This is a genomic window from Ruminococcus sp. YRD2003, from assembly GCA_900109435.1.
In the GTDB taxonomy this organism is placed as follows: Bacteria; Bacillota; Clostridia; order Oscillospirales; family Ruminococcaceae; genus Ruminococcus; species Ruminococcus flavefaciens_G.
The window spans coordinates 26,012-45,726 of the sequence record FNZT01000020.1 but is presented as its reverse complement, the minus strand read 5'-3'; the positions used below and the strand labels follow the sequence as shown (position 1 = coordinate 45,726).

Sequence of the window (19,715 nt, the reverse complement as noted above, 5' to 3'; positions counted from 1 at the left end):
GCATAGCCTCTCTTGGATATCTTGCCTGTGTCCCACATCGGGCTGTACTGACGGCGGATATACCACCAAACGTACGCGTTCATGTTTCCGACAACCATTGCGTTGTGGATGTTCTCCGCAACTGCAACGCCCTCGGGCCAGCGGTCTGCCGAGTTGGCGTCCGAGTTCGGTACGTATACCTCGGTCATCCATATCTCCTTGCCGCAGTTTTCGAGTGCGGGGAAGTCCATGGCGCTGCGCTGTGTGCCGTAGAAGTGGGTTCCGAACATATCGCAGTTCGCCATAGCCTTCGAGTCGTTCAGGATAGCGTTGTAGTAGTCCTTGCTGTAGCTGAAGCTCTCGGGCGACATCATCTTGGTGTTGGTGCCTGCGGTTACGGTCTTGCCGTAGTTTGCGAGGAATGAGGCACAGCGTGAGGGTGCCCAGTATGTCCACTCGCCCGACCAGTCAGGCTCGTTCTGTACAGAGATGGAGTTGAGCTCTACTCCCTTGCTGTTGCAGAACTTGATGAAGTCGTTGAGGTGCTTTGCGTAGTTCGCTTCCGCGCCGTTATTGAGGACGTACTGACCTCCGCGAGGTCCGCCAGAACCGTTGCTTCTCATCGAAGCAGGCGGGTTCCACGGTGTCGCAAAGACTGTGGCTCCGAGCGCGGATGCTCTCTGAGCGGTGGGTATCGCATTGTTCCATGCGTTCTGCTGGTCGCTGACAAAGATACGGAGTATTGTGAGGCCGAGCTCGTTGGCTCCGTTGCCGAATGCTGTCTGTACCTGCGCTGCTGTCATGTCTCCCGGAGCTCCGTTCTGCGCGTTGTAGCTCTGCCACTCGGGATGGTTCATTCCTCCGAAGCCGCGGATACGCTGGTACAGCTTGTTTGTGTTGATAGTGCAGGCTCCCGCCGCATTTGCGTCGAGCTCCTGTGTGAATGTGCCTGTCGGGAATACCGATGCCGCCGAAAATACCATTGTTCCTGCAAGCATTCCCGCAAGCACAGACTTTATTGCTCTGATCTTGCTCATTTCTGATTCCTCCTTGAATTTGGCGATTGTATGTACAATAAACATCCCTTCTATTATAATACAGCATACAAGCGATTCGGGAAACCCCTTTTTTGAAAGAATGGTGGACAAAATACAGTTTTTTGTAAATTTGTACGGACATTTATTAAATCAATTGGTAATGTTTGTGCGGTGTTGCCTAAAGGATAGCGTGCCGATATTCAGCTGTTCTTCCGATCGTTTGAGAGCAGGCTCATCTTTTCCGATGTTATCGGAAGGTCTGCCGCGCTGATGGTCTTTGCGTCGATCATACGGATAGCCAATGCATCCTTTGGTGTCACTCCGTCGCCTTTGTCTACAATGTCTGCGTTGACCTTGCCCTGCGGTTTGAGGTCGTATTTGTCCTTGTTGGCTATATACTGGAGTATGGCGGTCGCATCTGCGACAGTTACCTTTCCGTCTGAATTGGCATCACCGTATAATGACGTTCCTGCGATCCCTGAGGTCGAAGTCGAGGTAGTGGTCGTTACGGGCGGTATGGGGCCGACGCTCGGGGCTACATCTTCAAGGTAGGAAGTTATCCACGCAAGCGATGCGTTCCAGTTGAGTGCGGTCTCGTTCACAGACCACGCTTCGCCTGAGTCTACATAGCACTTCTGGCTTGCGAGTGTGCCTCTCCTATATCCCGTGCCGCGGATATAATCATCATATGCCCCGACATACGGACCTCCGCACAGTACGCCCGAGGGCGCCTTCGGGTATTCGGGGGAAATGCCGTTAGCCCAGTATCTGTGGTGGGGATACTGCATCACCGAGCCCGATTCCACGTCGCCGTAACCCGACACATAAGAGAAATCGTTGCCGTTGCGTCCGAAGATGTAGTCCATGGCAATCGACGCTCCGCTGAGATATTTGGAAGACATGGCGGCGTCGTAGGCATATGCCATTACTATCGCGTTGTTTACTACGTATGAATTTGAGCCGAATTCATAGCCCGATAATTCAATTGGTTCGACGATACCGCCGCTTATGTAATCAACATAATTAATGCCGACATAGGGTATACCCATACCCGAGATATTTTCCTGATAAATGTACGTATCGGCTGCCTTGCATATCGAATTCTTTACTGCCGCTGCGTCTTCGGCATTGAGCTGGTCATCATTGAGGTAAAGCGACAGCGTTCCGAGACCTGCTGTACAGCCCCAGTTGAATGAGCTGAATGAACCGCTGTTCTCGCCGCCCGTGATATTGGTCGTGAGCCCGAAAGCCTTGTCCTGTCCCATGGCGTCGTTGAGGTTCCTGTAGACCTTGAGCTTGTCGTAATACTCGGGGGCGCCTGTTGTGGCGAAGAGCTCGCAGAGTGCCCAGTAGTATTCGTCTGTTACGTAGGTGTCGCCGTAGAGCTCGCCTTGCATTGCCTGGTCGAGAGGAGCGAAATATACGTCGCCCTCCCTGTTGTTCATGCCTGTGACGTCGTCCTGCTCGGCGGATGTCCCGTTCTTGTCGTACCAGTTCGCTTGCAGCTTTTCCGCGGCAGCAAGTCCTGTCTCTGCATTTTCAAGGCACTTCGCGGCAAATTCATCGTCTATATCTTTCCACAGACGCGCTGCCTGAGCGGCACAGGCGACCATATTGAATGTTGCGGAATACGTGGGCGGCTTGACTATGCGTGTCGGCGTGCCGAAGCCTTCATAATCCCATGCGCGGATAGCAATGCCTGTCCATTTATGGTCCTGTATACTGTGATATACAAGTCCTGCGTCCTCGCCGAAGTACGGGTCGTCGGGCTTTACCATCATGTCAAACATCCACTCGAGCTCGACACGCGCCTCGTCAAGTACATCGGGTGAGCCCTTGGCGTTGTTCTTGTCCTGCGGGATGAGTATTGACTTGCCGTCTTCCCACTTCTCATCCGAGCCGAGATGCTTTGACATCTCATACATATTCTGGAGCGTCCAGACGGATATGCCTCCGCTGACAACGTTTTTGCTGTGGTTGCCTGATTCGTACCAGCCGTTTGTGGCTGTTATCTTGTAGGCCTTGTCGCCGTCGAATTCATTTGTGTAATACTTTACCCAATTCGGCTGGACGTATGCTGTGTCAGGAGCATGACCGTAACGGTCGTGAGCAAGAGAAGCAGCATTGTCGCTGATGATGTACTTTGCCTCTATCGGGACGCCTGAGCGGTTCTGGTAGAAATAGCTCATGGAGTCGCGGAGAAGTCCGTCATAGACAGTGTCGGATATGCTGAAAGGATGTGACTTGTTCATCTGGTACTGTATGCCTGTCTTGCGGTTCGTCCACATTACCTTGTCGCCTGTGACCTCTGTGTCGAACGCCTTCTCTTCCGCTCCGCTGCGGGTACCTGATACCCCCGTATCGTCCTTTACTATAATATAGTATCCGTCACCTGTTTTCTCCAATTCCGAAAAGTCCAGAATATGAACGTATGTGCCGCTGTCCTTATATTTGATAGCAGGATTTCCGCCGATGTTTTTTACGGTAGTATCCTTGGGAGTGCCCGAATCGTAGTCGTTTGAGATGACCGTGGATGTTCCGTGGTATACGGACTTCCCCGAAGCATCAAAGACGTCGAATTCAAGCGGAACGCGAGCGTCTGTGGTGTATGACGCCACCTTTCTGAGCCCATTGTAATAGCCGACCTGATTGAGGCGGACATTCGACTTCGGTCGTATCACCCCGTACTCTGTAATGTTCGGCTCATCACCCGAGCCGTCAAGGTCCTGAAGTGACATATTATCAAATATCAGCATGGAGCCGTTGGGCATCCCTGTTTCCGTCATTCCGTACATCGCTTCGCTCGATGCACCCTTGTCGCAGGCATACGCAAACATCCACTGAGCAGGTCCTTCCTGCATGGCGGAAGGTCCTTTGCCTGCTGTGAAGTCGGTATCAATGATGAATGTCTCGCCCTTTGTAAGCTTTGACGCCTTCCAGTCTCCGCTGCCCGTATCGTTCCAGTATTCGAGGTCGCCCGCGTAGTTACCGATGGACGAATAGATGTATCCGTCTTCGGACGGCGTTATCTCTGCGTGGATATGGTATCTGTGCCCAAGTGTGAGATGAATGCCCCTGTGACGGAATTGCAGGTCCCATCTTCCTTCGCCGCCGTAATTGTTGAGGATACGGATCGTGTAGGCTCCGTCAACAATGTCGAATGTCTGTCGGGCAGGGCTTGTCTCGCAGGTGTGCCACGGGAGACCGACGCCGTCGTCGAAGTCCGTGGCTCCGAGCAGTTCGTCTGCATTTGCGCTCATGGGGGCAAGCACTCCTGCTGCGGAAGAAGCTGCCATGACTGCTGCCATAAGGCTGCCTGTGACTGCTTTCATTAATGTCCTTTTTGCTTTCTTCACTATAATTCACCCCTGTTTTCAGATATGCTCCTTTTCATCTTATAAAGAGCAAGAGTTGGCTTTGATGCCTGACTGATACAAAGCCGTTTTGTTCCTATCCTTCATAACAATCTTCAATGCTCAACACATTGAAGGCAACACCGCACAAAGCCCGCCTGAAGGCTTTGTACTGGATATGCTTGCATATTTTCCGTCATCTTGCACAGAAATCCCTTGACATACGTCAGTATGCCTGCGGAATTTCTATACAATCTGACGAAAAATCTGTCGGCGCATCTCCAGCACAAGCTTTGTGCGGTATTGCCTGAATGGTTGTATAATAATAGTATATAACTTTTCTTCCGAAATGTCAATGAAATTTGCTGATTTATCTGATTATCCGCTTGCCTGATGCGGGCGGAGCTTTGCGGGGGGTGCGGGCGGGGGGGCTCACGCTCCTGCGGCGCGGCTCTCCTGTGTATGGTGTGCTTGCAGGGGACGGCTGCCCCGAATAGTTTTTTTACAGTTTCAACGGTTTCCGTAGCCTAAACTACACCTCGCAAAAATGCGTAGTTTAGGCTACGTTTCGGGGAATTATTGAATATTGATTCTCTCGCGTATCCGTGGTATTATGTAATCACGGAAGGGGAAAGCCCCTCAGAAAAATGTTATTAAATCGTAATGATAAAGGAGAAATCAATCATGAAAACAGGTAAGTTCACAGTAATCGCTATCGCTTCTATCCTCGGTGCTATCGCACTGACAGGCTGCGGACGTGCAGTTGAGACATCAAAGGACGCAGGTAAGGTACAGCCCGCAGCACAGACTGTTCAGACCACGGAGGCTGTTCAGACTGACAATGCCGCTGTGACAACAGAGACGGCTGTGACCGCTCCCGCAAAGTCGGCAGAGCAGAACGCAAACGCTGCTGCGCTCAGCAACAACGATGTCATTTCCTACAACGCTGATACAAATACTGCTTCATATACACAGCAGCCCGCAGCTCAGGCTCCCGTTCAGCAGGCTGCTCCCGCATACAAGGCTGCTTCCTCCGCAGAGCAGGCGGCTGCCGACAATGCGATCGCTTACGCGGGCGGTAACGGCAGGATTGTAAGCTCGGAGACTGTTCAGACAAGCGACGGCTCGGCTGCTTATCGCTTCGGTATCATTCCCGTCGACAACGCGAATGCTGCTGCTTGGTACTACATCGCAGGCGAGAACTTCGCTATGACTGAGGGCGAGTGGATCAGCAAACAGGACAGCCTTACCAAGGAAGAATGGGAGCATTACTATGATTCCGCCGAGCACAGATTCGCTTTCGCAAGCCAGCAGGCTGGTCAGAACGCTATCGCTGCTTCCGGTTTCGCTGACGGATTGATAGTAAGCTGCGACTTTGTGAACTATGACTATGATAAGCTCAGCTACGCTTTCAAGGTCGGCGTAAGACCCATGAGCGACCCGAACGCTAATATCACGTACTTCATTGCAGGTACCGATTACGCTGAAAAGTGCTGATCTATGTACATCGGGCTGCACCGCGGCTGAGCAGATACGGATTTTTCTCTCAATAAATATGAAACCGCTGTATGCCGATATTTCACGGCATACAGCGGTTTGTCTTTGACGTCAGTCGTTCCTTCTGTAGGCAGCGGGAGTCACTCCCGTTTTTTCGCGGAACAGCTTCACAAAATGCGAAACGCTGCTGTATCCGCAGTTCTCTGCTATCTCTTCTATCTTCATTTTTGAGTTTTTCAGAAGCTCGCAGCTCCTTTGGATACGGCTGTCGATTATGTCCTGCATCATAGTCGAGCCGAATGCTGTGGTGTACAAATGCTGGAAGCGGGAACGGCTTATGCCGAGCTCGGCTGCAAAAAAATCTGCGTTCCATTCCTGCTCGGGCCAGCGGAATATAGATTCGCGTATCCACAGCAGGCTGTGCATATATTTCGTTTCGGTGAGAAAGGTGTCGCTGTAATGGAAGACAAGCTGTTCGTTGAATTTGTACAGCATCATGCGGAAATACAGCGATGCTATCTCGTTGCGGTTACGGTGTGCGGAGTAAAACTCAAAGCAGATGTTCCGCATCATGGCGGAGGCTGCTGTCGTGTCGCCGATGTGTACGGGTCTGTTAAGCGGGATATCGAGCTCGCTGAACAGACGGAGTTCTTCCTCGTCAGGGAAGAAGTGCAGCCAGTCGTCGATGTATTCGCCGCTGTCGGCTGAATACTTCAGCGGTGCATGGAGCGGAAATATGATATATGTCCCCGCCTTGGTGTGTATCTCTTCGCCTTCGATACTGAACACCGCGGGAGTTTTTACTATGAGCAGCAGCCAGTCGCCCGAGCCGTCGGGACGGTCTACCGCGAATTTTTCGTCATGTATATGATGATAGCCTACGCACAGACACTTCATTATCTTCACCTCTGTTCTGATTTTATCATAATTATGGCGGAAAAGTCAACGAAAATATTGCATTTCTGCTATCATTTCAGCACAAATCCTCATTTACTTTTTTGTTCGGTCGGAGTATAATAATAAGGAGAAACGCTTCGACCTGTAGGAGGTGCTTATCATGGTGGCTGAAGGCAGATTCGGACTCATTATCCCCGAGATAAACAGTCCGCTCGACCGCGATCTCGTTGAGGAAGCATACGAACAGGCTAAACTGCTCGGATATGACCTGACCGTGTACACGGGGATATACAACTGCCTGCGTGAATACCGCTATGATTCGTATATCTCGGGGCTTGAAAATATCTATACCCTGATATGTATGCATAGGCTCGACGGGATCATCTTTGCCGAGGAACGCTTCCACACGCAGGAGGTCATCGAAAAGATTAATGCTTGTCTCATGCAGACCGATACACCTTGTCTCGTGCTCGGCGGCAGCTCGGAAAAGCCGAATGGTATGAACGCTGACGAATACGGAAGTATGTACCGCATAACAAGGCATCTGACCGACGAACACGGGTGCAGGAAGCTTTACTGCCTCGCGGGTGTGCCCAGCCACCGCTCGTCGGAGGAGAGGCTGAGAGGCTTCAGGGACGCGTGCTCGGATCGCGGCATCAGCCTTTCTGACAGCGATATCCGCTCCGTACATTCTGCCTCGGAGCAGCCCGACGATATTTTTACCGACTTTACCCCAAGCAATAATATGCTAAGAAAATCTGTTTTACTGGAGGATGATATATGTGAAAAAGATAGTTTCATCGGTTCTTGCTGCGGCTGTCGCGCTGAGCGGCTTAGCTGCTGCGGGTTCGGATGTTTTTGTGTCGGACGGGAGCGCGTACAGCACCGCTTTTGCAGCCGATCCATTCTTCGAGGGGGCTAATCCCGTTATAAGCAGGGGCGTTCCCGCTTATTCGGACAAGTCCGACAGTGCTTCCATGGGCAATGATGAGCACTACTTCACCTCGTGGAACGCGTCGGCGGGCGACTACCTCGCGTATGACCTGTCGGGGGTGCCGAAGGAACAGCGTAAAAATGTGCTCGCGGCGTGGTACAACCTCAGCAGCTATGACGACCTCGGTGCCTATGCGAGCAGAAATGCCGAGCCGACAGATTATACTATCGAGGTCAACAAGGCAGCAGGCGGAAACTGTCCGTCGGCGGGCTGGGAGACTGCTGTGACCGTTACGGGCAATGGGCTGAGCTCGCGTCAGCACCTGATAGATATGGACGGTTACAACTGGATACGCATGAACGTCTCAAAGGCGTCAGGTGACAGGGTAACGCTCAACCTCGATATACACGACGCCTCGCAGGGTGTGTTCGACAGCTGGATATTCTTCGGCGATTCCATTACCGCGGGCGGTATGGTAAACGCTTACGGTACGAGCTACGCCAGCTATGTGAATCAGATAGACGACCGATTCTTCCCCGCTCAGGAGAACGGCGGCATCGGTGGTATCACCAGTAAGGACGGCAGGGAACACATCGACGAATGGCTCAGCGGGAGCCCCGTCCATTTCGTCAGCATTGCTTACGGTACGAATGACTGCTGGGGCAACCCGAACAACGCGGAGAGCTACTACAGCAACACAAAGTATATGATAGATGCTGTGCTCAAAGCAGGAAAAGTGCCTGTGCTCCCGAAGATACCGTCCTCTACGAACAAGGACGTCGGCGACAATGTGGGCTACTACAACTCTGTGGTCGATAAGCTGTATGAGGAGTACGGCGATAAGCTCGTTCACGGGCCCGATTTCGACGACTTCTTCAGCAAGAACACATGGGGACTCAGCGCTGACGGCGTTCACCCGAATTCCGAGGGCTATGAGGCAATGAAGAAGCTCTGGGCGGAGACGATGTATGAGAATGTGTACAGGAAGATAGGCTCTCAGCCGCCTGTCCCCGAGTATGTGAAGGGTGACGTCAACGGCGACGGTGAGTTCTCTTCCGCTGACCTCGTGACCTTGCAGAAATGGCTGCTCGGAGACAAGTCCGCAGAACTTGCTGACCGAAAGGCGTACGACCTCTGCGAGGACGGCAGGATCGACACGTTTGACCTCTGCCTGCTGAGACAGCTCCTCATTTCATGACATATCACCTGTTTTCCTTTAGGCAACACCGCACAAAGCCCGCCTGAATGCTTTGTACGGTATTGCCTTAAATTTTCAAAAAGGTCTTCTCAAAATCAGTCGGCAGTGTTATAATGTTTTTGACCGATATGCTCGGAAGGTGTAAAAAGCTTGAGCGCAGAGCTTACAAAGCAGAAATGAAAAAGGTGACAATTATGTTTAACGCTGAAAATAAAACGGTAATGCTGCCGTCAGGTGCTGAGATGTATTATGCAAAATTCGGCAGGGGCAGCAGGCAGATGGTGATGATACCCGGACTGAATATTGTCGATATGAGCGGAACAGCAGGCAATCTTGCATATTTCTACCGCAGATTCGCAAAGGAGCTCACGGTGTATGTTTTCGACAGGCGCAAAGGACGTGACCCCGGATGTACGATACGGACTATGGCGGAGGACCTTGCAGGCGCTATGATGGCACTGAATATTACCGATGCGTATGTGGTCGGTGTGTCACAGGGCGGAATGATAGCACAGTATCTTGCGGCATATCACCCCGAACTTGTCAGAAGGCTTGTGCTCGGTGTTACGGCTGCAAAAACGAATCCTCTTATGATCAGCGCGGTGGATGAGTGGCTCGCTATTGCCGAAAACGGCGATCTTCAGGGCGTTCTCACCAAAAGCTACGATAAGATGTATACCGAGAAACAGATGAAGCTGTACCGCAGACTGATCCCGCTTATGATGAGATTTACTAAATTTATGAGCATTGAACGCTTTGCTGATCACGCAAGGGCGATATATTCGCTCGACTGCTCAGGGCTGCTTGACAGGATAAAATGTCCTGTGCTTGTATTGGGCGCTGAGCTTGACAAGATAACCACCGCTGAGGGGGCAAAAGAAATTGCGGATAAGCTCGGCTGTAAGGTCCATATTTTTCCGAATGAGGGGCACGCAGTTTACCTCGGCAAGGGGTTCAACCGTATGGTATATGATTTCTTTGAAGAATGAGGTTTTCAGCCGCAGGGTGACTTGCGGCTTATCATGCTGATCGGCAGCTGCTCGGTCCGCCGTATGCTCCGCAATGCTGAAAGCAATAGTTCGGAGCCGAAAAAACTGTGATTTTGTCAATTTACAGCAGACGTAAAATGTGCTATACTGAAGAAAAGCAAGACGGCGGATGATGACAGTGACTGATGAACTGATGGTGACCGATTTTATTAAAGGCAACACCGCACAAAGCCCGCCTGAAGGCTTTGTACTGGATATGCTTGCATATTTTCCGACATCTTGCACAGAAATTCCTTGACATACGTCAGTATGCCTGCGGAATTTCTATACAATCTGACGAAAAATCTGTCATCGCATCTCCAGCACAAGCTTTGTGCGGTATTGCCTAAAATGTGAACAGTGGGAGAATGCCAATGAATGTTGTTATTAAATTTCCAAAGAGTGTGGATGCACGTAATTCCGATGATTTCGGCAGGGAGATCGAAGCGAGACTTGCTTCATATCAGGGTGAGAGTATCGACGAGGTGACTCTTGACGCTGATGAGCTTGATTATATTTCAAGTGCAGGTCTGAGAGTTCTGCTGAAATGTAAGAAAAAGTGGATAAATGTTTCCGTTATCAATGCTTCTTCCGCTGTGTTTGAGATCTTTGAAACAACAGGCTTTACCGAGCTGCTCAGTGTTGAAAAAAAGCTCCGAAATATCAGCGTTGATGGTCTGCCCTGTATCGGAAAAGGGGCAAACGGGGCTGTTTACCGACTTGACGAAGAACGGATCATCAAGGTCTATAACCCGATCTCAAATACTATCGAGAGGATAAAACGTGAGAAAAGTTCGGCGCGTCAGGCGTTTATCCATGATATCCCGTCGGCAATATCCTATGATATAGTTAAGGTCGGCGACAGATACGGTATGATCTATGAAATGATAAAAGCAAAAACTCTCGGAGAAACAATTGCTGATGCTCCCGATAAGAAAGAGTATTATGCCCGTCAGATGGCAAAACTCCTGAAAAAGCTCCATTCCACCGAGTTTGATGACGGAGTGCTTCCCGATGCAAGGGACGGACTTATGCTTTGGGCTGATATCGCTGCCCGAAGCGGTTGGTATTCGGACGAGATAATTGAAAAGCTCAGAGGCTTTATCAGGAGCATCCCCGCTGCAAATACTTTTATCCACGGCGATTTTCATCCCGGAAATATTATGGTTTGTGACGGTGAGCTGATACTTATTGATATGGGCGACGCTTCGGTCGGAGATCCTGTTATCGATCTTCTTGGTTCATATCAGATAATGAGGCTGGTAACTCAGAGAAGCGGCGGAGCAGAGCGCTATACAGGAATGTCTGATGAATTGCTGAGCAGTGTATGGGATGTTTTTATTCATGAATACACGGGCATCACCGATGAGAATGAGCTCGCGAAATATGAGAATAAACTTAAATTCTTTGCTATTATTCGTTCCTTTGCGGGAGTGACATTCTCAGAGCTCGTTCCAAAGGAAACACTGCCCGCTCTTACAAAGAATATCTCTGAGGCTTTTCTTCGCGGGCTTCAATGTTTCCGATGAAACGAGTATATGACGCAAATTCATAATGAATGAGAAAGAAGCTCCCCAATCAGTTGGGGAGCTTTCACCTTATCCAACGAGCTTTTTTCTCATCAGACATAAATCGAACACATCGAGCCTGTCATCTTCACACAAATCTCCTGCTTTCCAGTCAGCAAGTTCAGCGTCAGGTTTAGCAAGCAGCCAGTTCTGCAATACGACTAAATCAGCAACATTGAATTTTCCGTCTGCATTGACATCGCCGATAACAGTCTTATCAGCAGCCTTTTCCGATACCGCTGCAATATAATTCATGCAGCTTGTGGACTGTCCGTTTGCACCGAGTATAAGCTTTTCATCAGCTCTGACAGACTTCGTGTACAACACAAATGTTACGCCGTTGGATGTATTGACAGTATCATCTATCTTTGTGAAGCCCGAAAGCCATGAGGGGACTTTTTCCACACGGCTGTCCAGTCCTACATAGAGCGTACAGTCCTTTGCAAAAGTAAGTTCTGCCTGTTCTTTATCAGAATTCTTCGCATCGCAGGGAGTAAGTATCAGCTCTGCTCCTTCCAGATAAGACGGCAGTTCAAAAACCGCACATCGTTCAGCCTCTCTGTCTCCGAAAACTGTATCACCAACTGCAAGGGAGCTGTCAATGCCCCAGCTTTTGTAATATGTTGTATCCTTGATATTGAGTTCACTGACGAGAGCTCCTTTTATCGGCTCTACTTCGATAATATCGTCAGGACGGCTTCCGCCGCCGAGAACTGTGCAGGCAGGACGAGCAGGCATATCGTAGCCCGTACCGAGGAAGAAGCTGGTATGCGGCGGCTGGTTGTAGGCAGTGTTCTGCGAGGAGACCTGTACACGGTACTGCGGGTCATGCATCAGGCACTGTACACGGTAGTCCGTGTCGTAGGTAGTCGTATAGATGCGGATGCCGCTGCCGTCAGCCTTGCGGACAATGAGTTCCTCGCGCCAGTCGCCGAAAATATCTGCGCTCAGACAAGGAGTGCCCTTTGTCGTGTTGCAGGTGTAACAGCCGTCTGTAGAAAGCAGATTTGTTATAGTGGTCTTGCCTGCATCGCCTGTCAGCTTGGATATGGTAGCCGGAGAATCAGTGTAGCCGTCAAGTATCTCGCGCTCAAAGTCACCGTCCCAGTAGCTCAGAAAGTTTATAGCCGGACGACGGCAGTTGAGTGTTGATCCGTTCACATCTTTGACTTCGTTGCCGTTGCCCCAAAGCTCGGCTCCCGGATTGCCTGCCCAGACATTATCCGCACAGCAGCGTCCCGTATCACCTGAGCCGTTGTTCCTGAAAATCGTCTTTCCTGTGTCCGCATCAATGAGAGACACACCATAGGGCTTGTCCTCATGGCAAGTCCAGACTTCAATATCCGGATTGGTCGGATCAAGATCGCCCACATGAAGTGCGTCGCCGTGACCTGTATTTGTATTCCATTTGAGTGTGCCGTCATGGTCGATACACGTCGATCCTGTAATAATTTCGTGCTTTCCGTCGTTGTCCACATCTGCCACCATAGAATTGTGATTACCGTCGCCGTATCCTGCGGTGGATGAGCTTGTGCCTGTATCAAATGTCCAGAGCTTCTTGAGTTTCTTATTCTCCACGGAATAAGCCGTTGCAGTCAATCTTCCATAATAGCCGCGACCTGTGATGACGCTCGGCTTTACGCCGTCCAGATATGCAACACTGCCCCAGTAGCGCTCCACACGGTTGAACTTGTCAGAGGACTTGCCCCATTTGGTCGGATCACCGCGTCCCGGCTCATAATTGACGGTATCAAGTGCCGCACCTGTCGCGCCGTCAAACAGCGTGTAGAACTCATTGCCTGAGTAGATCAGTCCATTGCCGTCACGATATACTTTAGACTTATCTCCGATGACCTTGCCTGTGCCGTCAACCGTGCCGTCTGAGGTCTTGCAGGTCATTTCGCACTTGCCGTCAAGGTCGAAGTCTGCCACATAGAACTGCGTATAGTGCGCTCCTGCACGGATATTCACGCCAAGATCAATGCGCCAGAGCTTCTTGCCCGTGAGCGTGTAGCAGTCGATATAGACCTTATCTGTCTTTCCCTTCTGGGAGTTGTCCTTTGATGTGGAGGGATCCCACTTCACGAACAGTTCATACACACCGTCACCGTCCACATCACCGACACTCATGTCGTTCGGCGAGTAGGTGCCGCCGTCAGAGCCCTTGCCAGGCTGGTCGAGCTTGATGTCAAAATAGGCGTTGGATGATTTAATTGTGCAATTATCACTTGCTATGAGCTGTGTTCCGTTGTATGTCTCAACTTTGTAAGCAGAGTTTGCATTGCCTGACTTGTCGAGGAAACAAGTCGCACCATTCGCCTTTTCTGTCGAGGTGTAGATGAGCGTATTGTCCCGATACAGCTTGAATATGGCATTGTCAGGGTCAGTCGCAAGGAAACGCCAGTTAACAAGCATTCCGCTGCCTGTGTTGACTGCACAGATGCCACGGTCAAGGTACTCCACGGTCATACCAGCCGTATTGTTGAAGGCTGTGTTGTTTGCGGCTGCGGCATTGACGGACAAACAGGCTGTCGGCACATTCAAGGCAGATACGCCAATGCAGGCAGCACAAAATGCAGAAAGTAATCTTTTTTTCTTCATGACAAGTGATCCTCCTTATTTTGATAAAGGCTGGCTAACAAGCCAGCCTTACCCGAATTGTCCCCCTTACAGAACAATCTATATGATAATCTCCGTTCAGCGGAGCATTATCCTTAGGCACTGATTTACTTGCGAATTTTAAAATATGTTTCGTTATTCACGGCTAAATCATGTTTTCATTATAAAGCGGTGTCGGATACTTGTCAATCCACAAATCGGATAGAAAATTACACTTTTTGGATAATATGCAACATTCAGTCAGTGTTCTCAGAGCGTTTATGCTTTCTGAAATGATTCGGCGTGTCACCAGTCTCATGACTGAACTGACGGATAAAGTAGGGGAGATTCTTGTAGCCGCACGCCTCAGCCACCTCAGCGACCGGAAGATTGGTCTCGGAAAGCAGTTCCTTTGCCATAGCGATACGCGCTTCTATCAGATCACGGGTAAACGGAATGCCGAACATCTGCTTATACAGCTTCTGGAAATACATTGTGCTGACATACATGGATTCGGCAAAGCTCTCCTTGCTGTATTCAGCCTGCGGGTGCTCATATATCTCCTTGCGTATAAATTTGAGCATTTTGACATAGCGGCTGTGAACGGGAGCAAGCTCTTCATTGGTCGTCTTTGGTTCAAACATCTGCCTCAGACGGTTCATATTGCTGAGGAACTCCTCACGGCTGATGCCGCTTTTGAAGTATTCGTGATAGAAGCCGAGCGAACAGTTTTCATTTTGCTGCTCCTGAGAAATGCTGTTCTCGATCATGGTCAGTATCTTATCATTTTCGGTCATACCGAAGATACAGTATGTGGAATCATTTATCCTGATATAGCTTAGTTCCTTGGAGATCGAATTCTGTATGCTCTTTTTGACTTTTAGCCGGATATTGCTGTTGCTGTCGCGGGATTTGACAAATACAAGCATAATTGCAAAGCGCTCTGTGCTGAGCTGTGAGTTCTCGGATAGCCACATCATGAAGTTCAGCAGAGCTCCCCAGTCGATAGAACCTGAAAGCGGATCGCGTATCGAAGCAAGGTGCATTTTATATACAGATGTTTTCAGTCGATTACGCATTCGTATTTCTTCAAGAGCCACATTGACCTCATGGCAGAATCTTCGATATACCGATTCAAACGTGATCTTTCCCTCACCGCTCTGAGCCACGGAATAACCATAGAAATCCATACCGAAATGAAGCGAGGTGAAGAATATCAGGCGGTTCTCGTTAAGTATCGGATAATCCGACGGCAGCAGCGATGAAGCAGGGAATTCTATGTACGAGCCGTCGGGCTGCATTTCCATAAGTATCTCATTTTCTTGAAGCGGTGAGGATATGGTTTCATTCAGCCAGTTCTTCCGCAGGCAGAGTTTATGTATCATTACAGACGGTATCATATTCTGATACAGCTTTCGCATGAATTCGCTCAGAGACTGCGCCGTTGCAACACGCATGAGCAAATTACGGTTATCATAAAACTCATCGAATAGCGAATCATAATAAAGTTCATGATTCCGCTCTGCATTTTCTCCTAAGTTACAGTGCAGACAGCCGCAGCTTTCGCCAATAATGAGCTTTCCTGCATTTATTCTTTGGGGTTCGGTTTCGATACCGTTGATCTTGGCTATCAGCGTTTGGACTGCTTCATGTCCTGCTTCTGCATATGCCGGCAGACAGCTTGTGATACGGGGGTGACTTTTGAAGGCATAGTCAGTTCCGTCATAGCCTGCGATTGCCAGGTTTTGCGGCACTTCCCAGCCTTTTTCGGCTAACGCCCTTTCGAGCGTTATCGCCATAATGTCATTGGCACAGAGAACTGCCTGTGGCTTGCGAATCTCACCTGAAACCAGTTTTTCAGCATACGAAGTTGGCGCATTAAGCCAGTAATCACCATAGATGACAGTATCCTCTGCACAGCTCAGACCGTGTTCTGCAAGACTGTTCCTGAAACCTGAAATGCGCTGCTCCGAGAGGACTTCACCCTCCGGACCTGCAATGAGTACAATGTCAGTGCAGTTGTGTGCTTCAATCATATGAGATGTCAAAGCAGCAAACGCCTTCTCATGATCGGCGATAACATCAGGCTGATAGGTAAGCACGTCGTCCATAATGACTATGGGAGCTGTACAGCGTTTCTGCAAGATTTCATACACCTTGTCGCCGAATGAACGAAGCGTGAAGCTGTTTGGAATAAAGATAATACCGTCTAATACACCGTAGTTTACACTTTCCAGGAGAGCGAGTTCGCCTTTTTCATAATCCTCCTCTATCTCAAAGGATTCAAGCGATGCAAAGACTAAGACTTTCAGATTTTTCTCCTTTGCAGCCTGAGAAATTCCGCGCAAATATTCCTTTGCCATTGTGCCGAAAATGCTTCCTGCCACGACACCGATCGTTCCAAACTTCATCTTGATACGCTCCTTTTAGTATGCTTTCTTTCATTATACAACAAGGCAGTTTACTTCGTCAAGAAATATTACCCATTTCAGATACAATATCCAAAATGTGCAATTTTATATCCGATTTGTGAATTGACATTTTTAGTTGTTATGTTACAATAAAAATATGAGTAAACTGTGTATAAAACATATCAGATATATTTGCATTTTTACAAGGAGGATATCTCATGGGGGCTACAAGAAGAAAAGCAGCAGCTTTTGCAGCGGCACTTGCGGTACTGGCCGGAGGTGTTCAAATCCCTTCATCACAGCAGACACCGTATGCTATAGCCGCGCAGGCAGCCGACACCGCCTCACGCATCCGTGTGGACATCAACAAGAATGACGGCAGAAAGGCATCGTATTCCAAGAACGCCAACAACTGGATGCTTGAGGAAGGTACTGCACCAACATACAAGGTCGGAAATGTGACATTTAAGCTCTCTAACGGTGGTTCTGCCGGCGGTAATGTAACGGGCGCCAACAATAAAAAGTTACAGCTTCAGAGCGGCATTTATCCGCGGCTTACAATGGACGGGGCAAAGATAAAGGACGGCGATAATGGCGGCGTTCTCAAACTGGAAATATCAGGATTGTCAGAGAGCGAGCATTCCTTACAGATGTGGCATTGCAACACTGACGGATACACAAACAGTAAGCTCAGCATTTACGTCAATGGCAAAAAAGTTCTCACAGGCGTGAATTGTCCTACCAATGTCACCAATGAAAATGATGCAGGCATATCTTACGTAACATGGACGGGCAGCAGTGTTACTATCCTTATCTCACCTGAGGGCGGCGGCAAAATGGATGTTGCGTGGCTCAACGGCTTCGAGCTGGACGGCAGTGACCCTTTCAACGGTGTATCGAAAATGACTCCTGCCGATAAGGAAGCCCACCTTGACCGCTCACAGGGACTTTCGTGGACGGCAGGAAAGAACGCTCTGTCCCATGATGTTTACATCGGTACAAGTTATGATGCCGTTTTCAATGCGAATCACAATTCCGCTGAATTCAAGGGCAATCAGACCGCAGCAAAATATACCATCGATGACAGCTATTCTTCGATCCCGACATACTACTGGCGAGTGGACGAGGTAAGCGCAAACGGTACAGTCAAAGGCGCGGTATACTCGTTCATGCTCAGCCGCCTTGCTTTCCCGACTGCCGAGGGCTACGGACGTTTTGCAAGAGGCGGCAGGGGCGGCTATGTCTATCATGTCACCAATCTCAACGACAGCGGCGAGGGCTCTCTGCGCTACGGACTTGAAACGCTCAAAGGCGCAAGGACAGTCGTTTTCGATGTGGGCGGTGTTATTTCTCTGAAATCCGTCCTCTGCATTCCCGATGACGGCGGAGATGTGTATGTTGCAGGTCAGACTGCTCCAGGAGACGGCATAACGCTTATCAACTATACATTCGGAGCAATGGGCTCGAGCGATGTCATTATCCGCGATATTCGTACCCGCGTCGGCGATGTTTCGGGAAAATCTATGGGCGGTATGGGCATAAGCTCCTGCGACCATACGATCGTTGACCACTGCTCGATCTCATGGGCTACGGACGAGGGACTTTCCACCAGAAGTGCGTCTAATATCACTTTCCAGCGGAATATCATCGGCGAATCCTTGCACGATTCCGTACATTATGATGCAGGCGACCGTGGCAGCGGTACCGAAACTCACGCATTTGCGGCATCTATTGGCGGCTATGTCGGCTCGTTCCACCATAATCTCCTCATTAACAATACAGGACGCAACTGGTCACTTGCAGGCGCTATGGAACAGGACGGCGTGACATACGGCGGTGCGCTCGATATACGAAACAATGTCGTATATAATTGGCGTGACCGCACCACAGACGGCGGTGCAAGATTCGTGCAGTTCGTCAATAACTACTACAAGGCAGGAGCAGAATCAAATACCAGTCTGCATCTTGTGTCCGTGGACGGCAACGAACTGAACACAGGCGATATGCAGAAGCTCTATGCTTCGGGCAATATGAAGGTCGCACAGAACGGACAGACACTTATCGGCGCAAATGTTGATGAATGGAGCTCGGGCAAGGCTAAGTCCGGCGGAAAGAATTCAACGAACGATACAGTCCGCAGCAATTCGCCGTGGTTTGAGCCGTATGTGAACACTCAGTCCGCAGAGGACGCGTACAGGAGCGTTATCGCAAGTGTCGGTGCAAATTATCCGAAATGGGACTATATCGACTCGCGCTATATCAGTGAGGTCACAAACGGCAAGTACACTTACATCGGCTCCAAACAGAAACTAAAAGGCATCATCGACAGTCAGAACGATGCCGGCGGCTATCCGAACAGCAGCAATTTCAAGGGCGGTACAGCTCCGACTGATACTGACGGTGACGGTATGCCTGACGCATGGGAATCTGCACATGGTCTGAATCCGAATGATGCAAAGGACGGCGCAATAGTCTCCCTCTCAGGCGATGATTATACCAACCTCGAAATGTACCTGAACGAGCTTGCAGGCGATCCTGTTGAGTACAATGGCACTCCCGTCACATATGACGCTATAACAGGCAGACTTGTCAGTGTTGATGTGCTCGATACGGCATATTACAGAAGCTGGGGCATTGACAATACACTTGCTGTCGGAGATACGCTGTTCGGCGACAGGACTGCTGAGAAATGTGCAGTTTCCGAGCTCCCCGATAAGCTCGGCGGTGCGGAGCTTGTGATGACGCCTTGCGACGCGAAAGCTTCGAGCAAAGATCAGGCTGAATTGACAATTGCACAGGACTGCACAGTCTATGTCGGACTGGACAGCCGTGTGGAGAACGTCCCTGCGTGGATGTCAGACTTTACGAAAACGAACAGTGTGATCAAAACCACCAACGGTGTGACTTTTGAGCTGTATGCAAAGCCTGTCAAGGCAGGTGAAGCAGTGAAGCTCGGTTCAAACGGGCAGTCGGCAAGCTGCATGAATTACATCGTTATTGCATCGGAAAAAGATATTTCCTCTGTGCGCGGAGATATCAATGCAGACGGCAGACTGGATGTTGCTGACCTTGTACTTCTTAACAAATGGCTGCTTGCAGCTCCCAATACACAGCTTCCCGACTGGAAGGCAGGCGACTTGTGCAATGACGGCAGGCTCGACGTATTTGACCTTGTGCTTATGAGACAGGAACTAATTGAGCGGTAATTTTTTTTG

10 protein-coding genes and 1 pseudogene are annotated in these 19,715 nt (G+C 49.8%); 6 read left to right on the top strand and 5 right to left on the bottom strand.

Annotated elements, in window-relative coordinates; all coding sequences use genetic code 11:
- Together BMX22_RS14530 and BMX22_RS14525 are read right to left on the bottom strand one after the other, a co-directional pair.
- Positions 1-1,016, bottom strand: a pseudogene (locus tag BMX22_RS14530) (endo-xylanase); the annotation flags it as partial.
- 200 nt (positions 1,017-1,216) lie between these two features.
- Entirely contained in the window at positions 1,217-4,372 is a 3,156-nt protein-coding gene (locus tag BMX22_RS14525; protein WP_318259779.1) for a glycoside hydrolase family 9 protein, read from the bottom strand.
- A 681-nt stretch (positions 4,373-5,053) separates the two neighbouring features.
- On the opposite strand from BMX22_RS14525, the gene BMX22_RS14520 reads away from it, so the two are divergent.
- Positions 5,054-5,866 carry a hypothetical protein gene (locus tag BMX22_RS14520; protein WP_074743234.1) on the top strand — a complete coding sequence of 271 codons (813 nt, stop codon included), beginning with the start codon at positions 5,054-5,056 and terminating at the stop codon, positions 5,864-5,866.
- A gap of 111 nt (positions 5,867-5,977) precedes the next feature.
- Here BMX22_RS14520 and BMX22_RS14515 read toward each other — a convergent pair whose 3' ends face one another.
- A complete protein-coding gene (locus tag BMX22_RS14515; RefSeq protein WP_074743232.1) occupies positions 5,978-6,763 on the bottom strand; it encodes a helix-turn-helix domain-containing protein in 786 nt (261 codons plus the stop codon).
- Between the two features lie 160 nt (positions 6,764-6,923).
- Between BMX22_RS14515 and BMX22_RS16250 the strand changes: the two genes are divergently transcribed.
- From BMX22_RS16250 to BMX22_RS14495, 4 genes are all read left to right on the top strand, one after another.
- Positions 6,924-7,685, top strand: coding sequence for a substrate-binding domain-containing protein (locus BMX22_RS16250; RefSeq protein WP_074743230.1), 762 nt, complete (start codon positions 6,924-6,926; stop codon positions 7,683-7,685).
- Positions 7,588-8,895 (top strand): GDSL-type esterase/lipase family protein, encoded by a 1,308-nt coding sequence (locus BMX22_RS14505; protein ID WP_318259780.1) that lies wholly within the window; start codon positions 7,588-7,590, stop codon positions 8,893-8,895. The genes BMX22_RS16250 and BMX22_RS14505 overlap by 98 nt, the downstream gene beginning before the upstream one ends.
- A gap of 194 nt (positions 8,896-9,089) precedes the next feature.
- The gene (locus tag BMX22_RS14500; RefSeq protein ID WP_074743240.1) at positions 9,090-9,884 is read left to right on the top strand and encodes an alpha/beta fold hydrolase; all 795 of its coding nucleotides are present in this window, start codon (positions 9,090-9,092) and stop codon (positions 9,882-9,884) included.
- Between the two features lie 413 nt (positions 9,885-10,297).
- Positions 10,298-11,452, top strand: a complete 1,155-nt coding sequence (locus BMX22_RS14495; RefSeq protein WP_074743227.1) for a phosphotransferase — start codon at positions 10,298-10,300, stop codon at positions 11,450-11,452.
- Between the two features lie 69 nt (positions 11,453-11,521).
- Here BMX22_RS14495 and BMX22_RS14490 read toward each other — a convergent pair whose 3' ends face one another.
- Together BMX22_RS14490 and BMX22_RS14485 are read right to left on the bottom strand one after the other, a co-directional pair.
- Positions 11,522-14,092, bottom strand: coding sequence for a dockerin type I domain-containing protein (locus BMX22_RS14490; RefSeq protein WP_074743226.1), 2,571 nt, complete (start codon positions 14,090-14,092; stop codon positions 11,522-11,524).
- A 254-nt stretch (positions 14,093-14,346) separates the two neighbouring features.
- A complete protein-coding gene (locus BMX22_RS14485) occupies positions 14,347-16,500 on the bottom strand; it encodes a substrate-binding domain-containing protein (RefSeq protein ID WP_074743225.1) in 2,154 nt (717 codons plus the stop codon).
- Between the two features lie 218 nt (positions 16,501-16,718).
- On the opposite strand from BMX22_RS14485, the gene BMX22_RS14480 reads away from it, so the two are divergent.
- Entirely contained in the window at positions 16,719-19,706 is a 2,988-nt protein-coding gene (locus tag BMX22_RS14480) for a dockerin type I domain-containing protein (RefSeq protein ID WP_074743223.1), read from the top strand.
- Positions 19,707-19,715: the final 9 nt, after the last annotated feature.